Raw genomic sequence first — 21,856 nt, forward strand, 5'->3', positions numbered from 1 at the left:
GAATTTTAGGGGCGCCCCGTAGATTGGGTTTCAAGAAAAGGTCCAAAAGAGGCCTTCGCCAAGCAACAACGGAGCCGTTCCCATGTCAACGACGCCCGCCCGCCGCGATATGCAGTCGATGGTCGAGAAGGTCGAACTGAAGTCTCTTTACCTCGAAACGCTCCAGCTGGTGGAGCGGCTTCACCGCCGCCTGCTGGATGTGATCAAGGACGAATTCGACCGCAACGGTCGCACCGATATCAACGCCGTGCAGGCGCTTCTTCTGTTCAATATCGGCGATGCCGTTCTGACCGCGGGCGAGCTGCGCTCGCGCGGTTTCTATCTCGGCTCCAATGTCTCGTACAATCTGAAGAAGCTCGTGGAACTCGGCTTCATCGACCATCAGAAATCCCGCGTCGATCGCCGCGCCGTGCGCGTGTCCTTGACCAAGGCCGGGCGCGAGGTCGCCGAAATCGTCGCCGAGCTGTATGACCGCCACATCGGCTCGATCGACAAGGTCGGGGGACTCGACGAAGGCGAATTCCAGAAGATGAACAAGTCGCTGCAACGCCTCGACCGCTTCTGGAACGACTCCATCATGTATCGTCTCTGAGACGAGCGGGAGGGCGCGTCCTCCAGTCCGCGTTCTTCCATGCCGCCCTGCGACCGTCGTTCCGGTCGCGGGGCGTTTTGCATTTGCGGTGACCCGTGCTCGTATGCGAGCCGCATGAGCATTTCGGCAACAGACGATCGCCCTCTCGCTCGTGTGTCCGCGATGACCGGCCGGGTTCACGCTTTCGCCCTATTTCGATGCGCTTTCAAAGCCATGTCACTCGCGACCCTTGTTCGCGAGATCGTGTGCCGCTCGTTTCACTTTGGTTTACCATGCGTCCTTTATGAAAAGGCAAGCATGAACGAGCGAGAACCATATCGAGAGGGTTTCATGACGAAGAGCGAGACCGACCGGATGCAGAATGGCTTGTCGCGACGCCGTTTTCTGGCGGGTGCGGCGACCGCAGCCGGCGCGGCGGCTTTTGCGGGGGCTGCGCGCGCCCAGAGCGCGCTGGACGGTGTTCTGGCCGCGCCCAATCGCGGAGGCTGGACGGACCAGTTCGACACGCGCGCGGCGAGCGTGCGCAATGTCGCCTCCTATCAGCCGGTCTTTTCGCCTGAAACGCTGAGCTCGATGCAGCAGGCGGCCGGCCATTATCAGGAGATCGTCAACGCGGGCGGCTGGCCGAGCATTCCCGATGGCGGCAAGCTGGCGGTGGGCGCGGAAAGCCCGGCGGTTCCCGCGCTGCGCCAGCGCCTCGCCATCTCCGGCGATCTGGATCGCCAAGCCGGCAACTCGACGGCCTTCGACACCTATGTCGATGCGGCGGTGAAGCGTTTCCAGGCGCGCCACGGTCTGCCGGCCGACGGCACGGTGGGCGAATACACCTGGAAGGCGCTGAACGTGCCGGCCGACGTGCGCCTGAATCAGCTCTACAAGAACATCGACCGTCTCCAGAAGATTCAGCCCGATGTCGGCCGGTTCGTGATGGTCAACATCCCGGCCGCTGCGATCGAAGCGGTCGAGAACGGCCGCGTGGTGCAGCGACATACGGCGGTCGTCGGCAAGATCGACCGTCAGACGCCGATCCTGGACTCGAAGATCACCAATCTGAACCTCAATCCCTACTGGCATGCGCCGGCTTCGATCGTCCGCAAGGACATCATTCCGCTGATGCAGAAGGACCCGACCTACCTCACGCGCAACGACATCATCATCTACGGGCCGGATGGCGGCGTCATTCCGCCCGAATCCATCAACTGGCATTCGGACGAGGCGGTGAAATATCTGTTCCGCCAGAATCCGGGCCGAATGAACGCCATGTCGTCGGTGAAGATCAACTTCCCGAATCCCTATTCGGTCTACATGCACGACACGCCGCAGCAGAGCGTCTTCTCGCAGCTGATGCGCTTCGAATCGTCGGGCTGCGTGCGCGTTCAGAACGTGCGCGACCTCATCGTCTGGCTGGCGAAAGACACGCCGGGCTGGGACCGCGCGGCGATCGAAAAGACGATCGCGGCCCGCACCAGGCAGGACGTGAACTTCCCGAACCCGGTGCCGCTGCACTTCACCTATCTCACGGCCTGGGCGACCGAGCCCACCGTGGTGCAGTTCCGCGACGATATCTACCATCTCGATGGCGACGCGCAGCTGGCGATGAACCGTCTTCAGACCACGGCCTATTCGGTCGGCGAACAGGCGAGCGCCGACCTGCCGTACTGACTTTTTTCGCTGGATTTTTCCTGCTTACGACAAAACAGGTCGGACCTAGTGTCCGGCCTTTTTTCGTTGGACATCATCCGGTTGGCCAAGGCTGCAGAACGTGTTAAGCGCGCGAAACCGGCCGGATATGGATCGTTTCCGGCGGCGATCAGGAGGTTCCCATGTCGCAAGCGCCCGTACTGGACACGTCGCCCCGTCACGACCCGTTCTTCGGCGACGGCATCGCGACTGTCGATCCCGATCTCTTCGCCGCGATGCGCAACGAGTTGCATCGCCAGCAGCATGAGATCGAACTGATCGCCTCCGAAAACATCGTCTCGCGCGCCGTGCTGGAAGCGCAGGGCTCGGTGCTGACGAACAAATATGCCGAGGGCTATCCTGGCCGTCGCTATTACGGCGGCTGCGAGTTCGTGGATGTGGCGGAGCAGCTGGCGATTGATCGCGCCAAGCAGCTGTTCGGCTGCGGCTTCGCCAATGTGCAGCCCAATAGCGGCTCGCAGGCCAATCAGGCCGTTCTCATGGCGCTGTCCAAGCCGGGCGCGACGATCCTGGGCATGAGCCTCGACGCGGGCGGTCATTTGACGCATGGCGCCAAGCCGAATCTGTCGGGCCGCTGGTTCAACGCGGTTCAATATGGGCTCGATCTCGAAACCGGCCTCATCGACTACGATCAGGTCGAGCGTCTGGCCCACGAGCACAAGCCCGACATCATCATCGCGGGCGGATCGGCCTATTCGCGTCAGATCGATTTCGCGCGCTTCCGCCAGATCGCGGACGCGGTCGGCGCGTTCTTCTGGGTGGATATGGCCCATTTCGCCGGCCTCGTGGCGGGTGGTCAGCATCCGAGCCCGTTCCCGCACGCCCATGTCGCGACCTCGACCACGCACAAGACCCTGCGCGGCCCGCGCGGCGGACTCGTGCTGACCAATGACGAGGACATCGCCAAGAAGATCAATTCGGCGATCTTCCCCGGCCTGCAGGGCGGCCCGCTCATGCATGTGATCGCCGGCAAGGCCGTCGCCTTCGGCGAGGCGCTGCAGCCGAGCTACCGCACCTACATCAAGGCCGTGGTGGACAATGCCAAGGCGCTGGCCGCCGTGCTGCGCGATGGCGGTCTCGACATCGTCTCGGGCGGAACCGACACGCATCTGATGCTGGTCGACTTGCGCCCCAAGATGCTGACGGGAAAGGTGTCGGAGGTCGCGCTCGGCCGGGCCGGCATCACCTGCAACAAGAACGGCGTGCCCAACGACCCGGAAAAGCCGACCATCACCTCGGGTATCCGCGTCGGCACACCGGCTGCGACCACCCGCGGCTTCGGCACGGCGGAGTTCGAAGAGGTCGGCCGTCTGATCGTCGAGGTGCTCGACGGCCTGAAGTCGGCCAATTCCGATGAGGGCAATGCCAGCGTCGAGGCGGCTGTGAAGAGCAAGGTCGAGGCCTTGACCGAGCGCTTCCCGATCTACGCCAATCTCGGCTGATCGGCTTTCATGCGCTGTCCCTTTTGCGGCTCGCAGGACAGCCAGGTGAAGGATTCCCGCCCCGCCGAAGACGGCGGGGCGATCCGGCGCCGGCGAATCTGCCCGGACTGCAATGGCCGCTTCACGACTTTCGAGCGCGTGCAATTGCGCGATCTCATGGTGGTGAAGAAGTCGGGGCGGCGCGTGCCCTTCGAGCGCGAGAAGCTCGCGCGCTCGGTTCACACGGCCATGCGCAAGCGGCCCGTCGATCCCGAGCGGGCCGAGCGCATGATTTCCGGCATCGTTCGTCAGCTGGAATCCAGCGGCGAAACGGACGTGCCGTCCGAGCTGGTCGGGCGTCTGGTCATGGACGCGTTGCGTCAGTTGGACGATGTCGCCTATGTCCGCTTTGCTTCGGTCTATCGCGATTTTCGCGAGGCCAAGGATTTCGCATCGGTGATCGAGGAGCTGAAAAGCGATCCGATCGCCGCCTCCGACGATGACCGGGCCTGACATGCAGGCCGATGACGAACGCTGGATGGCCGCCGCGCTTCGCCTGTCGCGTCGCCATGTCGGCCTGACGGCGGACAATCCCTCCGTCGGCGCGCTGATCGTTTCTGGGGATGGGCGCGTGGTAGGGCACGGCGTGACGGCGCATGGCGGGCGGCCCCATGCCGAGCGCGTGGCGCTGGCCGAGGCAGGATCGGCTGCGCGCGGCGCCACGGCCTATGTGACGCTGGAGCCCTGCGCCCATCACGGGCGGACGTCGCCCTGCGCCGACGCGCTGGTGGAAGCGGGCGTGAGGCGGGTCGTGTATGGCGCGGGCGACCCCGATCCGCGCGTGAACGGCAAGGGCGCTGCGATCCTGCGCCGGGCCGGCGTCCTCGTGGATCAGCTTCTTCAACCGAATGGCGAGCGCGCTTTCGAGGGCTTCCTGTCGCGCATCCGGCGCCGCCGGCCCTTCGTCACGCTCAAGATGGCCGTCTCCAGCGAAGGTTTCGTCGGGCGCATGGGTGAGGGGCAGGTGGCGATCTCGGGTGCGATCGCCCGGCGTCAGACCCATCTCCTGCGCGCCGAGACAGACGCGATTCTGGTGGGCGTTGGCACCGCGTTGGCCGACCGCCCGCTTCTGACCTGCCGTCTTCCGGGGCTGGAGGCTCGCTCGCCGCGACGGATCGTGCTCGACCGTCATTTGCGCCTGCCGCTCGATCATCCTCTGATCGACACGGCGGAAAGCGTACCGACCTTCATCGCGACCGATGTCGCGGAGGCGGCGCGTCTCGCGCCCTTCGCAGCTCGCAAGGCGCGGATCATCAGCGCTGGAGCGGGGGACTTATCAGGCTTCCTCATCAGTCTCGTGCCGCTTGGGATCGCGACCCTGCTTCTGGAGGGCGGTCCGATCCTTGCACAAAGCTTCTTGGAAGCCGATCTGGTGGATCGTGTGATCCTTGTCCGCTCGCGGCATGGGATCGGCGGCCCCGGTGTTGCGATGCCGGCAGGGTTGAACGCGTTGTCTGGCTTTATTCGGCAACGCGACGAAGAGTTCGGCGATGATCGCTGGATCGAATGGGAAAGGTCACCCCGCTGATGTTCACGGGTATCGTGTCGGACATAGGCCGTATCGTTTCCACTGAAGCGCTGGACGAGGGACGGCGCTTCCGGGTTGAAACGATCTACGATCCAAACACCATTCTGATCGGCGCATCGATCAGCTGCTCGGGCGTTTGCCTGACGGTGACGAAGCTGCCCGAAAGCGGCACCAACAGCCGCTGGTTCGAGATGGAGGCCTGGGAGGAGGCGCTGCGTCTGACGACGGCCGGTAGCTGGGGCGAGGGCACGCGGCTCAATCTGGAGCGGGCGCTGAAGGTCGGCGACGAGCTGGGCGGGCATCTCGTCTCCGGCCATGTGGACGGGCAAGCCCAGATCGTGGCGCGCGAGGACGAGGGCGAGGCCGTTCGCTTCACGCTCGAAGCGCCGGAGTCGCTCGCCCGCTATATCGCGCCCAAGGGCTCGGTCTGCCTCGATGGTACGTCGCTCACGGTGAATGGCGTGGACGATCGCCGTTTCGATGTTCTCCTGATCCGTCACTCGCTGGAAGTAACCACCTGGGGCGAAAAGAAGGTTGGCGATTCGGTGAACCTTGAGGTCGATCAGATTGCGCGCTATGCGGAGCGTCTGTTCGGTACTGGCCGCGCCGCCTGACGTCGCGTGTTGCCGTATCGGTTGAGTTTCGGGCCGATCGGCTGATGCCGGCCGGCCCTTGCCTTTGTTGAACATCCGCGTGCCGAGCCCGGTCCTCCCTCAGCCGAGCGTCGCCGCTTCGCTTATTGGAAGGTTCCCCGCATGTCGGCGCCGCATATTCTGATCGTAGAAGCTCGTTTCTACGATCATCTCGCAGATTTCCTGCTCGAAGGCGCCAAGGCGCATCTCGACGCCGCCGGCGCGACCTATGAGGTCGTGACCGTTCCTGGTGCTCTGGAGATTCCGGCGGCCATCGCCTTCGCTCTCGCCGGCGCCGAAGAAGGCGGCCGCGAGTATGACGGTTTCGTCGCCCTTGGTTCGGTGCTTCGCGGTGAGACCTATCACTTCGAGGTCGTGTCCAACGAGTCCAGCCGCGCCATCATGGACCTGACGGTGCAGGACGGCGTGGCCATCGGAAACGGCATTCTGACGGTCGAAAACGAGGCGCAGGCGCTGGAGCGCGCGCGGCCCGATCGCAAAAACAAGGGTGCGGCGGCAGCCGAAGCAGCGCTCACCATGATCGCTTTGCGCCAGCGATTTGGGGGCTGAGCCATGTCCGACCTCGATCCGAAAACCGTGCGCCCCGCCAACAAGCGCGGCGCGGCGCGCCTCGCAGCCGTTCAGGCGCTCTATCAGATGGATGTGGGCGGAACGAGCCTTCTCGAAACGGTGGCGGAATACGAATCCTTCCGCCTCGGCCGGGAACTGGACGGGGACATGTATCGCGAGGCCGATGCGGCTTGGTTCCGCGACATCGTCTCCGGCGTCGTGCGCGCGCAGACCACGATCGACCCATTGATCCATTCGGCGCTGACCTCCGACTGGCCGCTGTCGCGCCTCGACACGACGTTGCGCGCCATCCTGCGCGCTGGAGCCTACGAGGTGACGAGCCGCAAGGATGTGCCGACGGCGGTGATCGTCAGCGAATATGTCGATATTGCCAAGGCCTTCTACGGCGACGAAGAACCGCGCCTCGTCAACGCCGTGCTCGACCGCGTCGCGCGCAACGCGCGAGGCGATGCTCGCGGACCAAGCGCCCGCTCTTGAAGCCGACGGCCGATTCTTCACCGGCCTTCTATCTTCAATAAATCAAAGGCCGCTCGGCAATATGCCAGCGGCCTTTCGTTGGCGGGAGTCAGGCCGCAAAAGCGGCCTGCCCCTGATCCGAAACTCAGCGGCCCGGCGAAACGCTGGAGCGGCCCATCTTTTCGAGAATGTCGCCGCCGGACGGTCCCTTGTCGGACAGAATCGAGCCGAGGAAGCTCGTGTCGCGGCCCGAAGTCGGCGTCGTGCGCGAGATGAAGTCGAAGATGCGACCGTTCTCGAGCCCGTAATTGGCGATGCGATCGACCGTGTTGTTCTTGTTGAAATAGATCGCGAGCACGCGCTGATCCACGAGGCGCGGGTTCATGAAGGCGACGGGGCGAACGCGCTTCTGCGAGATATAGTAGAAGACTTCGTTGTCGAAGGTCGCGGTCGTGGAAGGCGTGCCGAGCGCCAGGAGAACCTGCTCGCGGCTGGAGCCGACCGGCACCTGCGCCAGGGTCTGCTCGTCCACGATATAGCCCTGATTATAGACCTGCGAGGTCTGGCACGCGCCAAGAGCCAAGCTGGCGCCGAGGCCTGCCGCCAGGGTCAGGGGACGCAAAACTCGTTTCAGATCGCTCACGCTGGCGCTACTCCCCGAACCTAGACAGCACATGACCGCCGCTTAGGGCCGGACATGGTCGGAAATTGAGGCAAATGCCCTCTAAATAGATGGCGACTTGGTAAAGCACCTTGGGAAGCGTTGCAATCGTACCGCGCCCGTGCGAACCGGATTGGGGATCAAGCAATAGGGTGCGGAATGCTCGAAGCCTTCCGTCGCAGGCGTCGGAACAGGGATATCGTCGAGGCGATCTGGGATCAGGTCGTCGCGCGCGCGCGTCAGCCCGCCCGCTTCGAAGAGGGCGGCCTGCCGGACACGGTGATGGGGCGCTACGAATCGCTCTGCATCGAGGTTTTCCTCGTTTTGCGGCGATGCGGGCGCGACCCGTCGCTGGCGGAGTTCTCGCAGGATCTGGTGGATCGGTTCATGACCGATCTCGACCATTCGCTTCGCGAGCTGGGGATCGGCTATCTGGCGGTGCCCAAGCGCATGCGGGCGCTGGCCGCGCGCTTCTATGCACGCGTCGCCGCCATGGAAGGGCCGCTTTCGGTAGGCGATAGAGCGGCGCTGGCTGACGTGCTGCGGGCTGGCGCCTTTGCGGATGCGCCGGGCGGACGGCCCGATGCGGCCACGCATCTCGCATCCCATATGATGGATGACGCGCGCTGGTACGACAGCCTGTCGGCCGACCGGCTGCTGGCCGGGCGCCTTGAAACAGACCGTGGAACGAAGGCCCGATGAATCGCTCTGAACCGAACCTGGAGCCGGCCCCCCTCAAGCTGGAGTTGGGCGTCGCCAAGCTGCCGCAGAACGGGATGCCGGTTCGCTTCGAGGCGAGCGAGGAGGAGCGCCGCGAGTTGACAGCGCTGCTCGGCATTCTGTCCGTCGACGCGCTGACCGCCGATCTCACGGTTCGCCGCTGGAAGCGCGACGGCGTGGAGGTCGAGGGCCGGCTGCGGGCAAAGGTGACGCAGGCTTGCGTCGTCACGACCGACCCCGTGCCGGAAGCGATGGACGAGCGGATCGAGGTCATCTTCGTGCCGGATGGCTCGAAACTCTCGCGCATCGCGCCGCAGGATGACGGCGAGCTTCATCTCGACCCGGAAGGCGCGGATATCCCTGAGACCTTCACGGGCGATCGGATCGATCTCGGAGCCTATCTCACCGAGGTTGTCGGCCTCGCGCTCGATCCTTACCCGCGCTCGGACGGCGCGGAGTTTCAGGACATGGACACCGATCCCGATCCTCAGGGCGGGCGGGTCTCTCCCTTTGCGGCTCTCAGTCAGCTAAAGACGCGCGACTGACCGATCCGGTCCCCCCAACACCAGTCTTCGATAGGCCGGCCTTCGGCCGGATTGCGGAAAGCGAGCCCATTTTGGATTCCAAAGCCTCTATCACCCTCGCCCTGGATGCCATGGGCGGCGACCACGGCCCTGAGGTGATTCTGGCCGGAGCGCAGATAGCCCTGGAGCGACACCCGGAGATGCGCTTCATTCTCTTCGGGCAGGAGGATGTGGTGCGCCCGGTGCTGGCACGCCTGCCCAAGCTCGCGGCGCGCTCCGTGTTCCATCATTGCCCGGTTTCGGTGCGCATGGACGACAAGCCCTCGCAGGCGCTGCGTCAGGGTCGGCACAAGTCCTCCATGTGGAAGGCGATCGAGGCTGTGAAGACCGGGGAAGCGGATGTCGCCGTCTCGGCCGGCAACACCGGCGCGCTGATGGCGATGGCAAAATTCTGCCTGCGCACCATGGCCAATATCGAACGGCCCGCTATCGCCGCGATCTGGCCGACCCTGCGCGGCGAGAGCATCGTACTTGATGTCGGCGCGACGATCGGGGCCGATTCGCAACAGCTGATCGACTTCTCGGTGATGGGCGCCGCCATGGCTCGCGCGCTGTTCCATATCGAGCGCCCGACCGTTGGCCTCCTCAATATCGGTGTCGAGGAGGTCAAGGGCCAGGACGAGGTCAAGGAAGCCGGGCGTCTTCTCAAGGAAACGCCGATCGCCGGTCTCGATTATCGCGGCTTCGTGGAAGGCACCGATCTCGGCAAGGGCACGGTGGACGTGGTCGTCACCGAGGGCTTTACCGGCAATATCGCGCTGAAGACGGCGGAGGGCACTGCCAAGCAGATCGCGTCCTATCTGCGCGCCGCCATGACGCGGACCTGGATGGCCAAGATCGGATATCTCTTCGCCAAGAGCGCCTTCGACCGGCTGCGCGACAAGATGGACCCCAACAAGGTCAATGGCGGCGTGTTCCTCGGCTTGAACGGCGTCGTCATCAAGAGCCATGGCAGTGCCGACGCCGAAGGCACGGCGGCCGCCATCGATGTGGCGCACGCCATGGCGGCCAACGGGCTCCTGGCCAAGATCGAGGCCGATTTCGGTCAAGTCTATACGCAGGTCGCCCCTGTAACGGACGCAGGAGAGCTTGAAGCCTCCGAACCCAAGGAAGCGCTTCAATGACCATTCTCCGCTCCGTTATCCTCGGAACCGGCTCGGCGCTGCCCCAGCGCGTCATGACCAATGCCGAGATGGAAAGCCTCGTCGAGACCAGCGACGACTGGATTCAGCAGCGCACCGGCATCAAGCAGCGCCATATCGCGGGCGAGGGCGAAACCACGGTCTCGCTGGGCGAGGGGGCCGCGCGAGAGGCCCTTGCCGCCGCCGGTCTGGTGCCTGACGATATCGACCTCATCATCGTGGCGACGGCAACGCCGGACAATACGTTTCCGGCCTCAGCCGTTCAGATCCAGCGCCGGCTCGGCATCACCGCAGGCTATGCGTTCGACCTGCAGGCGGTATGCAGCGGCTTCGTCTATGCGCTGACGACCGCCGATCTGCACCTGCGCTCGGGTCTGGCGCGCCGCGCGCTGGTGATTGGCGCCGAGACCTTCAGCCGAATTCTCGACTGGACCGACCGAACGACCTGCGTCCTCTTCGGCGATGGCGCGGCCGCTGTGGTTCTGGAGCGGAGCGAAGAGGAGAGCGAGGCGGGGCGCGGCATTCTCACCGCCAAGCTGCGCTCGGACGGCTCGCATTTCGAGAAGCTTTATGTCGATGGCGGCCCGTCCACAACCGGCACGGTCGGTCAGCTCCGCATGGAAGGCCGCGAGGTCTTCAAGCACGCGGTCGGAATGATCACCGACGTGGTGGAGGATTCCTTTGCCGCTCTGGGCATCACGGCCGACGATATCGACTGGTTCGTGCCGCATCAGGCCAACCGCCGCATCATCGACGCCTCCGCCAAGAAACTCGGCATCGCGCCGGAAAAGGTGGTTATGACCGTAGATCGTCATGGCAACACCTCGGCAGCCTCCATCCCGCTCGCGCTCGACGTGGCGCGCCGGGACGGGCGCATCAAACCGGGCGATCTCGTGCTCCTCGAAGCGATGGGCGGCGGCTTCACCTGGGGTGCGGTGGTCGTCCGCTGGTAAGCTGACGGCTTGATTGCGCTACGTTTTTCGGTATTTTCGATTGTGATGGCGGATGTTTCCCGAGAGGCTGTGGGGGCCGGGAGCAACGTCGTGCCAGAATTTGAGCAGGGGAAACGCATGGGCGACAGGACGTTGACGCGGGCCGATCTCGCCGAGGCAGTGTTCCGCAAGATCGGTCTCTCGCGCACCGAGTCGGCCTATCTCGTGGAGTCCGTTCTCGAAGAAATCTGCCTGACCATCGCCAAGGGCGAGGCGGTCAAGATTTCCTCCTTCGGATCCTTTCTTGTGCGCGCCAAGAACGAGCGCGTGGGGCGAAACCCCAAGACTGGCGAAGAGGTTCCGATCTCTCCGCGCCGCGTGGCCGTGTTCAAACCCTCCAACGTCATGAAGGACCGCATCCTGGCCGCGCATGACCGGCGCGTCCTGGCCGCGCAGCCGGCGCTGAAGGCTGCCGAGTGATGGCCCCAAAGGCATGATCGATAAGAGCGCCGACGCCTTTCGGACCATCAGCGAGGTGGCCGAGGATCTCGACCTGCCTCAACACGTGCTGCGGTTCTGGGAAACCCGTTTTCCGCAGATTCGGCCGATGAAGCGGGGTGGGGGACGGCGCTATTACAGGCCCGACGATGTCGAGCTTCTCAAGGGGATTCGCCACCTCTTGTATGTCCGCGGTTTCACGATCCGCGGTGTTCAACGCATTCTCAGGGAAAGCGGGCCTCGCGCTGTGATGGCGATCGGCGGCGGTGATCTCAGCGGCCTCGATCGGCTTCAGGCCGGGCGGGCAGGGCCGCCGTCCGCTGTCGTGGTCGACCCAGACATCGAAGAGGCCGGTGACGAAGTAATGCCAGTTTATACGCCGGAAAAGCCGCGTGGCGGCCTGTCAAATCTCCTGCGCCGTGAGCGCGACGGCGATATGTCGCCGAGCCCGGCCTCCCTGTCCGGCGATGCGGCGACGCGTCTGAATGGCGTGATTCTGGAGCTTCTGGAACTGAAGCGTCTTCTCGATCAGGTTCGCTGACGGCGGCTGCTCGGGCGGCCGTGGCTTTCTGATGATTAAGGCGTCTTCCAATGCCGCCTGCGAATTGTCCCTAATCGACCGATCCGCGAAGCGCCGACTGCACTGCCGAAATATCGATGACCCTCGGCATCGCAATGACCGGGGCCATGCGCTGGCGCGCCTCAAAACGCTCGCTCAGGGATCGGCTGGTTAACTCGCCCGGAGCATCTGCCAATCGGTCCAGCCTGCGCAGCGAGGTCGGCATCAGCAGATCGTCGCGTCGGCTTACTTCCGCCACCCGAAGCCTGTCGAAGTGACCGGGCCGCAGCGATGCGTGAGCGTCGAGCAGCGTTCGGGGGGAGGGCGTTTCGACTTCGTAGGACGCCCGGACGCGGTCGTGTCGGTCGCGGCAGATTCTGTCCACCGGGCGGGAGGCCCGAACCGATCCATCCAGACATTGGCCGACGACAGGTCCGCTGGACGGCACGATGCGCGCACGCAACGTGTAACCGCATGCTGAAAGCGCGACGAGACTTCCCATCAGTACGGCGAGTTTGCGGAACACGGCACAACCCCAGGCTTCGATAGGGTCCAAGCTAACGAGTATGGTTTAAAATGCCCTTACGCCGTGCCCATGCGCATCCGTCGAGACGGATGGCTCTTGAAACTGCGCCCTCGCATTTCGACGCGACGAATCTGCGAAAAGGCTTGCGTCCGGCGGGATCATCTTCTAGTGAGGGTCCAGTCGGAGCGTAGCGCAGCCTGGTAGCGCACCTGAATGGGGTTCAGGGGGTCGGAGGTTCGAATCCTCTCGCTCCGACCATCTCCGCGATTTCATCGTAGCGATCTTTGTGCTCTACCACTTGGATGGAGCGAAGTTTGCCTGCGGCCGATGACCGCTCGTGAAACCCGGTCGCCTCCACATACATTCGGTCAGGACCTTCATCACACCGGCATGGCGGCTACGCCCTGTCTGTCCGTCCTGAGTAACCGTCTTCATGCTGAAATCCTATCCCCGAACGGGGCCGTTCCCTGACCGGACCGAACTTGGGTATCTCCCGCTCTGTGGCTATGCGGCCCTTGGCGATGGGCGTTCCGTGGCTTTGTCCGGCGCCGATGGGTCGATCGATTGGTGGTGCGTCCCCAATCTGGATTCGCCTCCGATGTTCGACCGCCTTCTGGCGGAGCAGAATGGCGGCTGCTTCCTAATCGCGCCCACCGAGCCCTTCACCACGAAGCGCGGCTATCGCGACGGAAGCAATGTCCACGAGACCGTCTTCACCACGGCCAGCGGACGAGCGGTCCTGACCGAGTCGTTGAATACGGGCCCGGGCGGGCGGCTGCCCTGGTGCGAGCTTGCGCGGCGGATCGAGGGGCTGGAAGGGCGTGTGGAGTTCACCGTTCGCCTGCGCTTCAGCACCCGGGCTGATTCCATCTGCCCCTATCTCTCCCGAAACGATAACGCCATGACCTTCCACGCGGGCGAGGTGCTTGGTCTGTTTCGCCATACGACAGGCGTCGAAATCCTGTCCGAAGAGGATGAAGGGATCGAAGCGCGGTTTTGCGTCGAGGTCGGCCAGCGCGAGATCGTTGCGATCATCGCGGGCCAGAACGAGCCTCTGGTTGTCGCCAAGATGGAGGAGATCGACCGGCGGATCGACGTGTCCGACAAGGAATGGCGCGAGTGGTCCGCCGAGATCGGCTATGATGGCTTGTTCGCGCCGGAGGTGATGCGCAGCGCTCTGGCGTTGAAGTTTCTGCTTTATTCTCCGACCGGCGCCATCGCGGCGGCGGCCACCACCTCCCTGCCGGAAGGCATCGGCAACCACAAGAACTACGATTACCGCTATGCCTGGGTCAGGGATGCCTCCTACACGATCAAGGCCTTCCTGCGGATCGGTGCCATGTCCGAAGCGAAGGCCGCCTTCACATGGCTGATCCATCGTCTCGAAGAGCATGGAACGCATGTCTGCTACCAATTGAACGGTGCGCTCGTGGAGCCGGTGCAGGAGATCGATCTGCCGGGATACAGGAACAGCCGTCCGGTTGTTCGTGGCAATCAGGCGGCCAAACAGCTTCAACTCGGCGTCTACGGCGATCTGTTCGAGACGGCGGCCCGATTCGTGGCGGCTGGCCATATCATCGACCCGCATAGCGCCGAGGTTCTGGCGGGCATCGCCGATACATGCGCCGACGCGTGGCGACGCAAGGACGCCGGTATCTGGGAATTGAACGAACTCGAACACTACACCATGTCCAAGATCAGCGCGTGGCAGGGAATGGCGCGGGCGGCGGAACTTGCGGCCGGCGGTCATCTTCCTGCAACGTGCCAGCCGCGCTGGGAGCGGACGCGTGATCGGATCGCCGCCTGGATCGACGCGCATTGCTGGTGCGAGGAGCGTCAATCCTATCTCTTCTATCCCGGTAGCGACGCCTTCGACGCTTCGCTGGCGCTCGCAGTGCGTTTCGGTTTCGATGGTCGTGATCGTCTGGAGAAGACCATCCGGGCGATCGACCGGCATCTGAGTGCAGGCGCATTTCACTATCGCTACAGCGGCGTCGAGTCGGACGAAGGCTGCTTCCTCGCCTGCTCCTTCTGGCATTGCGAGGCTCTGGCTCTCTTGGGCCATCGCGACGAAGCGGAGACCCGCTTCCGAGCCATTCTGGCAGGACTCGATCGGGGCTCGGGCATCTTCAGCGAGATGATCAATCCGTCAGACGGCACCTTCCTGGGGAACATGCCGCAGGGGCTGACCCATCTGGCCTTGATCCAGACAGCCGCAACGCTGTCAGGCAATGACATATGATAGGAAATTGATGAACACTCGTGGCTGGGGCGCCTGGATTCGAACCAGGGGATGGCGGTACCAAAAACCGCTGCCTTACCGCTTGGCTACGCCCCAAAGGACCAAGATCAGTGCAAGGCCTCTATAGTCGGGCTTGGACGATCTGGCAACTGGCATGAGCGTTTGAAACGTCTCGATCGCCCTCTCCAAGGCGATCGAGAAATCTCTTGCGGAGACGTAGAAAGATGTTGCCGACTCAGGAGCCGTTGGCTATATCCCCACTCGGCCACGGAGTGTAGCGCAGCCTGGTAGCGCACCTCGTTCGGGACGAGGGGGTCGCAGGTTCAAATCCTGCCACTCCGACCAGCCATCCCCCTGAAAACGATATGGTTTTCGAAAGCTTCCCGAAAGCTTGGGGTCGGCTGCCAACGATACCGCCAACGATACGCCTGTTTTGTTGGCCCGACGCGGCTTGCAGCAATCCGCACGTGGCCCGGAGTTCGACCCACGGCTTGGGCTAGATCATGGGTCGAGAAGGGTGATGCGCGTGCTCAAATGGAAAGGGCGCCGCCGGCATCCCTCGCCGTCAGCGCCCTCGCATCTCATCAGGGCCAACCGGAGGCCCCGGAATCTTATGGCCGCTTCCCTCGCGGCCGACTAACGCGTGGCCCATCCGTCCGACGCTCGAATAGTAACGTAGGACGCTGCCCGCTGCTCCGCAACACACATCCTTCCGACGTCCCTACGTCGTGGTCAACGCGATCCTGCGAATGCGAAGCCGTGCCCCATATAGCCGTCACTATCCGCGACACTGCCTGACATATGAGGCAACGCCGGCTTATCCGTAGTTCTAGAACGTAACCAGAACGCGCCGATCACGCGGCATACCTGTCGCCGCTGATCCCGACCATCTGCCGACCGATCGCCCGCGGTTTCCGGCACCGATCTAGCAGCGCCTCCCGCAGCTCTGCCGTCATCACGTAGGGCAGAGCCCACGCGTACCAGCCTCGGCGATCCACGCGCCTTCCGATGCCGAGCCGCTTCGCGACGGCGTGGACCGTCGACGCCGACATCCCGATCCGGTCGGCGAGCACCTCGGCCGACGCCTCCTCGCCGACGGCCGGCAGATCCGGCTCGAACGGCAGCCGCGAGAAGACCGAGACCGCCTGCGCCAGGCGGTCCCGCCTCCGTTCCGCCTGTTCCCGGTCGACGACGGTGGCGTGGACGAGGCCCGTCGATTCGCGCCGGCGCCGTCTCGCGACCATCCGCAGGGTGTACTCGGCGTTATGGGCTTCGCGCTCCAGCCATTGGCCGTGCAGCTTCGCGACGGCCGGCCCGACGAGCAGCATGTCGACCGACCATGCTCCTCCGTCGCCGCCGTTCCAGACGTATGCCCGCAGCGCCTTCCCCGCATCCAACTCCGGCGCGACGATGCGGGCGAGGTACCGCGGCACGTGGCCCAGCTTGTACTCGTTGCGCCACCAGACCTCGACGGCATTCGCGTCGTGCCTGTTTTCTGGCTCGCGGACGAGATGCAGTCGGTCGCCGACGACGGGACGGACGCGGCCGTACAGGATTCCTTCGCCCGCTTCGAGCAGCAGCACGGCGTCGTCCTCGGGGGTCCAGCGCCCGTTCCTCATGCGCCGGTCCGCCCGGTGGCATGGTCGACGAACTCGCGGGGCACCTTGAAGCGTTGCGCGATGCGGGACGAGCTCCAACCCTGGTCGGCGTAGTGGAGGACGCCTTCGCGGGTCGCCTTCGGGATCCGGTCCCACGCGACAAGGCCAGCGCGGGACGCCATGGTCTGCACGGTGGTCAGGGGCCGCTGCAGCGCCTCGGCCGCCTGCCGCATGGAGCTGCCGGTCGCGAGAAGGCGCCGGAGCTCGTCGCGCTCCTCGTCCGTCCACAGCCTGCCGAGAATAGAAGTCTTCGTCTCCGCCATGTGCGCGCCCAGCCTTTCTTTCGCTGAAGATGCACATCGAGCGATTCGGCTTCAAGTGGAAACCGCGCCTGCGGAAGCATAGTCGGCGGCTCTACCCGCACGAAGGAAAGTAAGGTCGAACAATGTTCGAATGCTTCCGTTCGGAATGAGATCGTTCGACTTTCGAAGGATTTCTGATTGGCGAAGGATATGCGATGCCGGGCGGCTGAAATATTTCTTACGCTGATCCCATAGTCCGATCACAACGAAGGAAAGGAAGTCCCGTGCGCAACCTCATCGCCAAGATCCTGTCGTCCGTCGCTCGCTTGGTCCTCGTCCCGGTCGAACTCGTCGTGAACGGAGTCAGGACCGTCGTCAGCATGCTCGTCCCCGCCAGGAACACGGGCGCGCTGGACGTCGCGGAGGATGTCGTCGGCGAAGAGGGCCCGGCCGAACAGCTCCAGATGATGGCGGCGGCAAGGGAAGCCCGGAAGGCTGCCGCGGAGGTCCGCAGGTCGGAGCCTGTGCGCGTCCGGATGGCGGCGAGGGAATTGTCCGAAGGTCGGTCGGTGTCGAAGTCCTTATTCGATCCGACCGTGCCGGACGAAGCCGAAGTCCTGGAGTGGATGCGGGATCTGGGGGCTTTCCACCTTGGGCTCCTCATGAACGCGACCGACGAGGAGATCGAATGGCACCTGCGGGGTGACCGCTATCGTTCGATCCCGCTCCTGCCGGCGGACGAGGCGCGGGCGGAGGAGCTGCGGGAGGCGAACCGCATGCCGGACGAGATCGAGTGGATCCGCATCCTCATCGATCGCAGGAAGGCCAACGGCGACTATCCGGACGGTGACCAGATGGACGATCTTATCGCCGAAGCCCGGCAGCTGGTCGAGAGCCGTGCACGCGTCGGCGATCACCTGCCGAGGCGGGTCAACGGGGGTTCGCGCTACGACGAGGCCGCGTGATCTGGGCGGCCTCGAGCTCGGCGATGCGGCCCATAGCCCACTCGAGCTCGGCGGCCAGAGCCTTCGAGATCTTGCGCTCGCGGCGGAGATGGTTGGAGAGCAGGTTGATCGCGTCGGGCGCGCTGCGATCGATCATGCGCTCGGTCTGGGCGGACTGGAATGCCGCCATTGCCATCGATTGTATCGCGCCTTCGAGGCCATGGCAGAAGCGGGTCGGGCTGTACGTCATGAGGTCCTCCTCGGCGGGACGTTGGACGGCACGGGCCGAGGCGTCTCACGGGATGCATCCAAGCACAGAACGGAGAAGGAAGGGTTAATGTCGGACCACGTCCCACCGAAATTCCGCACCCGGGAGGAGCGGAGACGCCAGGCGGAATACAGCGCCCGCCATCGCGCCGCCCACGCGGACGAGCCCGACATGCGCGTCGTCGACCGTGCGCTCGTCGAGGCGATCGGTCTCTATATCCAAGCGCTGCCGCCGGCCGAGGCGAAGGTGCTCGCACCGGCCTTGGCAGCGTCCGCGATCGCGGGCTTGGAGTACGCGGGATACGGAAGGAAGGCGGCGAAACGGGCGGTCGGCCGGCGCGTCCTGTATTTTACCTCGGAGGCATGCCAGGGAATTGTAAAAGCTGCGAAATACCGTGCGAAGGTGGAATCTGAAAATCTCACGGCGTGAGATGACAACATCGAAGGCACCCCCGTTACGTCTTCATTCTCCGTGAGGAGGTCTGCTGGCGCATAACGCATTTCACACAGCCGTCGTGGTGCCCGTCCACGGCGGCTTATTCATGCGGTCAGACCGCAGTTGTTTCCCTTCTCTCTTTCTTCCTCGGACCCGATTTTGCGTCCGACGGCGCGCATCCTGCAAGCCGACCGAGAGAGCAGCCCATGCCGCACCGGAGCACACCCCAGACCGCCGACGCCGAGGACGCCGCCCGCCGCCGCGCCGCCCGCCTCGTCCACCTGCACGTCGTCGGCATGTCGCCCGCGAGTTACCACGACACACAGGCACGTCTGCGAGCGTCTCTGTCCGGCGCCGAGGTCGACTGGTTCGACGACGTCGTGGATGCGGCGGCGGAAACGGCGGCGTGCGAGCTCAATCCGAGCCCGTGGGATGACGGGGGCTTGCCGCCCGTGACCGATGCCGAGCTGGCGGCGATGATCGACGCCGGGGTCATGGAGGCGCTCGAGGACGAGGACGCGCCGAGGGCGGCGTTCGGTTCCGGGATGCGGATGTGATGGCGGGGACGATGATCGAAGAGATCGAGAACGAGATCGACGAGGTGACCGAGATCGAGGATCCGCTCGCGGGTCTCCGGACGGAAGAGGAGCGCGACCGCGCCCGTCGCATGCGGCCGGGGTTCGCGAACGCGCTCGCGGCGTGCGGCCTGTCGACGGAAGAGGCGATGTCCTTCCTGGGGCAGAGCCGGTCAGCGATCGAGAAGAAGCGCGCCGGCGTCCTCGCCATGACGCCGGACGACGCGAAGGCGCTCTCGGCGCTCTGGCATCGGATCCGGACGGGACGCGTCGCGGACCTTCCGCCTGGGCCGTTCGGCATGGCGGTGACGATGCTCGTCCTGTCGGGGAAGCACGTTCCGAAGCGCGTTCCCCGCGGCCGGCAGAGGTACGTGCCGACGGACGCTCCGGCGGCCGAACCGTCGTGACCGCTGCGGGTCCGTCCGACGTCGCTCGGGCGATCCGCGATGCAGGACAATCTCTTGCGCCGAGTACGGAGCGCTGCCGAGATTGAGATAAGTGATTCCGGAAATCGGATCGCTGATACGGACCTCAACATAACGCTCCCGGCGTCGACGTCCGAGGCGAATATCCTATCAGTGGTAGGTATTTAGCCCGAAAACGAGCTCTTGAACCGGGCTCGCGGATCTGCCTATTTTGACCCCGAAAAGCGAAAAGGGCCCGCCGGCAAGCGAGCCCTTTTCAGACAGAAACCTGACCGGTTGGGGCCAGGGCTGTGGATAGCGGCTTTATAGCGTTTCGGCGCGAAAGCGGCAACCCCGAGCCTACCCGGTCGAACCGAAAGACCGGAAGAAGTTGGCCTCGAACAGCCTCAACCCACTCCTCGACGACGAGCCGGGGGAGCACGCTCCTCTCTCGCTCCGATACGACACGAAGCCCTACCGCGCCGAGCTCCAGCGCGAGTTCGACACGACGCCGGCCGGCGCCGCCATCTTGGTCGCACTGACCCGGGAGGCCGAGGGAACCGGTCGCGACACGTCGGTCAGCCTGAACAAGGCGAAGTACCCGTCGGGCGGCGGCCTGTTCACGTTCTCGAAGGTTCCGCCGGCGGTGAAGAAGCTGGCGGCGGACGAACTGATCGACTTCTGGAAGCAGGAGTCGGGCGTCAGGGACATGCAGTCCGTCATGCGGGCGCGACCGGAGACCGTCGCGATCGTTCGCCGGATCCTCGACGCCGGCCCGCCGATCCGCGTCATCCCGCCGAGGGACACCGTCGTGCTCCGGCGCAACGGCGTCGAGGAGCGGGCTCCGGACACGCGGGCCGTCAACAGGCAGCGGAAGAGGATCGAGCATCTGAACGCCGACCTCGCATGCGCCGGCTTGTCGATCGGCGACTCGTCGTACACCCGGATGTTCGTCGGCGACATGAAGAGCTGCGGCCGTCTCATCGCGGAGGGCGGCGCATGGCAGAACGTCGAGAAGGGGATCCGACGGGCGGCGACGCTCCGCGGCAAGGCGCTGTCGGAATGGGACTACTCGACGACCCACCCGTCCATCCTCTACTCGACGGTCGGTCTGGTCCCGCCTTCGGACAGCTACGACATCGACGCGTGCGAGAGGAAGCTCGCGAAGGCGGTGTTCAACGTCCTCGTCAACGCCTCGGACTACTGGCAGGCCGTCGGGGCCGTCGCGCACTCGAAGGCGATGGCGAAGACGACCTCGGACGAGAAGGAAGCGGTCCGCATCGCGAGGGCTGCGATCGCCGAGATGAAGCGGAAGCACGCTCCGATCCGGCGGTTCTTCGAGACCGGCGCCGGCCTCTGGCTGATGTACGTCGAGTCGGAAATGGCGATGGACGTCCTCGACCTCGTCCGCCGCGACGACCAGGTGGCGTTCTGCCTGCACGACGGACACCTCGTCGAAGCATCCTACGGCGGACGTCTGGGCGAACACATGCGGGCGGTTGCGGACCGTCACGGGTACGCGTCGATGGGCGTCGAGGAGAAGACGTCGAAGCCTTCGGAAGCGGTCTCCGGAGCGGCGCATGAACATGAAGGGAATCAGTCGGTTAGATCGGAAATGGATTACAGGGGGGAGTCGGCCGTCTCTCTGGTGGCTGGGGGATTCTCTTCCGTCACTTCCTTCACCGCCGGTTCCGATTCGTCCACCGTCGCGTCAGCTGCGTCGCGCCGAGGCGAAGCCGAGGCGCTGCGGACCGAGGCCGAAGGCCGATCGCCTTCTCCTGAGTCTTCCGCTCCCATCTCGGACGCCGCCGCAGAAGCCCCCACGTTCGATTCCATCGTCGATCCGTCCGAAGACGCACCTGCCTTCGAATCCCCCGCAGGATCGCTGGACGTCGCTTCCTGCGCCCCTTCCTCCGTCCACGCCACGTCGCATTCCCTCCCGTGGGATCGCTCCTCCATCCTCGCGTCCCTCGACCTTCGTCGCCACGCCCGTGCCGTCGCCGCCGCCCGTGCCGTCGCCGGTCCCGCCGTTTCCCCCGACATCGACTGGTCCCCGACCATCGGCTTCGGCCTCGCTCAGTCGACCGACCGCGGTGCGACGTGGACGTGGTCGCTGCCCGGCCGTCGCGAGACCGTCGTCCACGTCTGGAACGCCGCAGGGGAGACCGTCCTCGCCGTCGCCGATCAAGCCGCCGCCGGTCGCGTCGTCGAAGCCTACCTCCGATCGCTCGCCGGCGCCGGGCCTCGTCTCCGCATCGATGTCGGCTACGCGGGCCGCTACGACCTGTCCCGGACGTTCGAGGATAACGCCGCCCTCTACGAACCGGTCTCCGACGTCCTGTTGCGGCCGTCGCTCGTCCCCGGCGCTCCCGCCAACGACGACGAGGAGCCGCCGTTCTCGACGGACGAATCCTGGTTCGACGACGACGACCTCCCGCTCGCCGCCTGACCCCGGGGAACCCCGTGGACGGCCTCGGCTACCGTG

The 21,856-nt window shown here is 64.7% G+C and carries 25 protein-coding genes and 3 tRNA genes; 22 read left to right on the forward strand and 6 right to left on the reverse strand.

The genetic code is table 11. The features are described from left to right. Positions 1–82: 82 nt before the first annotated feature. The 8 genes from ldtR (at position 83) to nusB (ending at position 7,002) form a co-directional block, all read left to right on the forward strand. Positions 83–592 carry a transcriptional regulator LdtR gene (gene ldtR / locus AUL28_RS16570; RefSeq protein ID WP_058599621.1) on the forward strand — a complete coding sequence of 170 codons (510 nt, stop codon included), beginning with the start codon at positions 83–85 and terminating at the stop codon, positions 590–592. Between the two features lie 330 nt (positions 593–922). Next, complete coding sequence (locus AUL28_RS16575) at positions 923–2,254, forward strand: L,D-transpeptidase family protein (RefSeq protein WP_058633425.1); 1,332 nt, start codon at positions 923–925, stop codon at positions 2,252–2,254. A gap of 161 nt (positions 2,255–2,415) precedes the next feature. Beyond that, on the forward strand, positions 2,416–3,735 hold the full coding sequence (glyA, locus tag AUL28_RS16580; protein WP_058599619.1) for a serine hydroxymethyltransferase: 1,320 nt from the start codon (positions 2,416–2,418) through the stop codon (positions 3,733–3,735). A gap of 9 nt (positions 3,736–3,744) precedes the next feature. Beyond that, positions 3,745–4,227 (forward strand): transcriptional regulator NrdR, encoded by a 483-nt coding sequence (nrdR, locus tag AUL28_RS16585; RefSeq protein ID WP_062234626.1) that lies wholly within the window; start codon positions 3,745–3,747, stop codon positions 4,225–4,227. Next, on the forward strand, positions 4,214–5,302 hold the full coding sequence (gene ribD, locus AUL28_RS16590) for a bifunctional diaminohydroxyphosphoribosylaminopyrimidine deaminase/5-amino-6-(5-phosphoribosylamino)uracil reductase RibD (RefSeq protein WP_062234629.1): 1,089 nt from the start codon (positions 4,214–4,216) through the stop codon (positions 5,300–5,302). The genes nrdR and ribD overlap by 14 nt, the downstream gene beginning before the upstream one ends. Then, on the forward strand, positions 5,302–5,916 hold the full coding sequence (locus AUL28_RS16595; RefSeq protein WP_058633549.1) for a riboflavin synthase: 615 nt from the start codon (positions 5,302–5,304) through the stop codon (positions 5,914–5,916). Before ribD ends, AUL28_RS16595 begins: the two co-directional genes overlap by 1 nt. A 141-nt stretch (positions 5,917–6,057) precedes the next feature. Next, positions 6,058–6,504, forward strand: a complete 447-nt coding sequence (locus AUL28_RS16600) for a 6,7-dimethyl-8-ribityllumazine synthase (RefSeq protein WP_062222749.1) — start codon at positions 6,058–6,060, stop codon at positions 6,502–6,504. 3 nt (positions 6,505–6,507) lie between these two features. Then, the gene (gene nusB / locus AUL28_RS16605; RefSeq protein WP_062234632.1) at positions 6,508–7,002 is read left to right on the forward strand and encodes a transcription antitermination factor NusB; all 495 of its coding nucleotides are present in this window, start codon (positions 6,508–6,510) and stop codon (positions 7,000–7,002) included. Between the two features lie 124 nt (positions 7,003–7,126). Here nusB and AUL28_RS16610 read toward each other — a convergent pair whose 3' ends face one another. Beyond that, entirely contained in the window at positions 7,127–7,657 is a 531-nt protein-coding gene (locus tag AUL28_RS16610; protein WP_058599614.1) for an outer membrane protein assembly factor BamE, read from the reverse strand. Positions 7,658–7,801: 144 nt separating this feature from the next. Here AUL28_RS16610 and AUL28_RS16615 point away from each other — a divergent pair, with 144 nt between their 5' ends. The 6 genes from AUL28_RS16615 (at position 7,802) to AUL28_RS16640 (ending at position 12,059) form a co-directional block, all read left to right on the forward strand. Further along, positions 7,802–8,344 (forward strand): ubiquinol-cytochrome C chaperone family protein, encoded by a 543-nt coding sequence (locus AUL28_RS16615; protein ID WP_062234635.1) that lies wholly within the window; start codon positions 7,802–7,804, stop codon positions 8,342–8,344. Continuing rightward, positions 8,341–8,907 (forward strand): YceD family protein, encoded by a 567-nt coding sequence (locus AUL28_RS16620; RefSeq protein ID WP_062234638.1) that lies wholly within the window; start codon positions 8,341–8,343, stop codon positions 8,905–8,907. Before AUL28_RS16615 ends, AUL28_RS16620 begins: the two co-directional genes overlap by 4 nt. A 71-nt stretch (positions 8,908–8,978) precedes the next feature. Further along, a complete protein-coding gene (gene plsX / locus AUL28_RS16625; RefSeq protein ID WP_082640520.1) occupies positions 8,979–10,070 on the forward strand; it encodes a phosphate acyltransferase PlsX in 1,092 nt (363 codons plus the stop codon). Positions 10,071–10,072: 2 nt separating this feature from the next. Beyond that, the gene (locus tag AUL28_RS16630) at positions 10,073–11,041 is read left to right on the forward strand and encodes a beta-ketoacyl-ACP synthase III (protein WP_062234752.1); all 969 of its coding nucleotides are present in this window, start codon (positions 10,073–10,075) and stop codon (positions 11,039–11,041) included. A 117-nt stretch (positions 11,042–11,158) separates the two neighbouring features. Further along, the gene (locus tag AUL28_RS16635; protein WP_058599611.1) at positions 11,159–11,500 is read left to right on the forward strand and encodes an integration host factor subunit alpha; all 342 of its coding nucleotides are present in this window, start codon (positions 11,159–11,161) and stop codon (positions 11,498–11,500) included. 16 nt (positions 11,501–11,516) lie between these two features. Then, the gene (locus AUL28_RS16640) at positions 11,517–12,059 is read left to right on the forward strand and encodes a MerR family transcriptional regulator (protein WP_062234755.1); all 543 of its coding nucleotides are present in this window, start codon (positions 11,517–11,519) and stop codon (positions 12,057–12,059) included. Between the two features lie 70 nt (positions 12,060–12,129). Here AUL28_RS16640 and AUL28_RS16645 read toward each other — a convergent pair whose 3' ends face one another. Next, the gene (locus tag AUL28_RS16645) at positions 12,130–12,603 is read right to left on the reverse strand and encodes a hypothetical protein (RefSeq protein ID WP_156420036.1); all 474 of its coding nucleotides are present in this window, start codon (positions 12,601–12,603) and stop codon (positions 12,130–12,132) included. 181 nt (positions 12,604–12,784) lie between these two features. Here AUL28_RS16645 and AUL28_RS16650 point away from each other — a divergent pair. Next, a tRNA-Pro gene (locus AUL28_RS16650) sits at positions 12,785–12,861 on the forward strand. 175 nt (positions 12,862–13,036) lie between these two features. Then, positions 13,037–14,845: a glycoside hydrolase family 15 protein gene (locus tag AUL28_RS16655; protein ID WP_062234645.1), complete on the forward strand. Its 1,809-nt coding sequence runs from the start codon at positions 13,037–13,039 to the stop codon at positions 14,843–14,845. A gap of 21 nt (positions 14,846–14,866) precedes the next feature. Here AUL28_RS16655 and AUL28_RS16660 read toward each other — a convergent pair. Then, positions 14,867–14,941, reverse strand: a tRNA-Gln gene (locus AUL28_RS16660). 172 nt (positions 14,942–15,113) lie between these two features. Between AUL28_RS16660 and AUL28_RS16665 the strand changes: the two genes are divergently transcribed. Beyond that, a tRNA-Pro gene (locus tag AUL28_RS16665) sits at positions 15,114–15,190 on the forward strand. Positions 15,191–15,699: 509 nt separating this feature from the next. On the opposite strand, the gene AUL28_RS16670 is transcribed toward AUL28_RS16665, so the two are convergent. Then, entirely contained in the window at positions 15,700–16,428 is a 729-nt protein-coding gene (locus tag AUL28_RS16670) for an HIRAN domain-containing protein (RefSeq protein WP_202814891.1), read from the reverse strand. Between the two features lie 32 nt (positions 16,429–16,460). Next, positions 16,461–16,766, reverse strand: a complete 306-nt coding sequence (locus AUL28_RS22750) for a hypothetical protein (protein WP_062234651.1) — start codon at positions 16,764–16,766, stop codon at positions 16,461–16,463. Positions 16,767–17,029: 263 nt separating this feature from the next. On the opposite strand from AUL28_RS22750, the gene AUL28_RS16680 reads away from it, so the two are divergent. Then, complete coding sequence (locus tag AUL28_RS16680; RefSeq protein ID WP_062234655.1) at positions 17,030–17,710, forward strand: hypothetical protein; 681 nt, start codon at positions 17,030–17,032, stop codon at positions 17,708–17,710. Here the strand turns inward: AUL28_RS16680 and AUL28_RS16685 are convergent. Then, a complete protein-coding gene (locus AUL28_RS16685) occupies positions 17,676–17,939 on the reverse strand; it encodes a hypothetical protein (protein ID WP_062234657.1) in 264 nt (87 codons plus the stop codon). The two genes, AUL28_RS16680 and AUL28_RS16685, sit on opposite strands and share 35 nt — an antisense overlap. 87 nt (positions 17,940–18,026) lie before the next feature. Here AUL28_RS16685 and AUL28_RS16690 point away from each other — a divergent pair, with 87 nt between their 5' ends. From AUL28_RS16690 to AUL28_RS16705, 4 genes are all read left to right on the forward strand, one after another. Beyond that, positions 18,027–18,386, forward strand: a complete 360-nt coding sequence (locus AUL28_RS16690) for a hypothetical protein (protein WP_062234659.1) — start codon at positions 18,027–18,029, stop codon at positions 18,384–18,386. Positions 18,387–18,598: 212 nt separating this feature from the next. After that, positions 18,599–18,949, forward strand: coding sequence for a hypothetical protein (locus tag AUL28_RS16695; RefSeq protein ID WP_062234661.1), 351 nt, complete (start codon positions 18,599–18,601; stop codon positions 18,947–18,949). An 11-nt stretch (positions 18,950–18,960) separates the two neighbouring features. Beyond that, complete coding sequence (locus AUL28_RS16700) at positions 18,961–19,374, forward strand: hypothetical protein (protein ID WP_156420037.1); 414 nt, start codon at positions 18,961–18,963, stop codon at positions 19,372–19,374. 388 nt (positions 19,375–19,762) lie between these two features. After that, positions 19,763–21,820, forward strand: coding sequence for a hypothetical protein (locus tag AUL28_RS16705; protein ID WP_062234667.1), 2,058 nt, complete (start codon positions 19,763–19,765; stop codon positions 21,818–21,820). The last annotated feature ends 36 nt before the right edge of the window (positions 21,821–21,856 follow it).

Origin of the sequence: Aureimonas sp. N4 (assembly GCF_001463925.1) — a bacterium.
In the GTDB taxonomy this organism is placed as follows: domain Bacteria; phylum Pseudomonadota; class Alphaproteobacteria; order Rhizobiales; family Rhizobiaceae; genus Aureimonas; species Aureimonas ureilytica_A.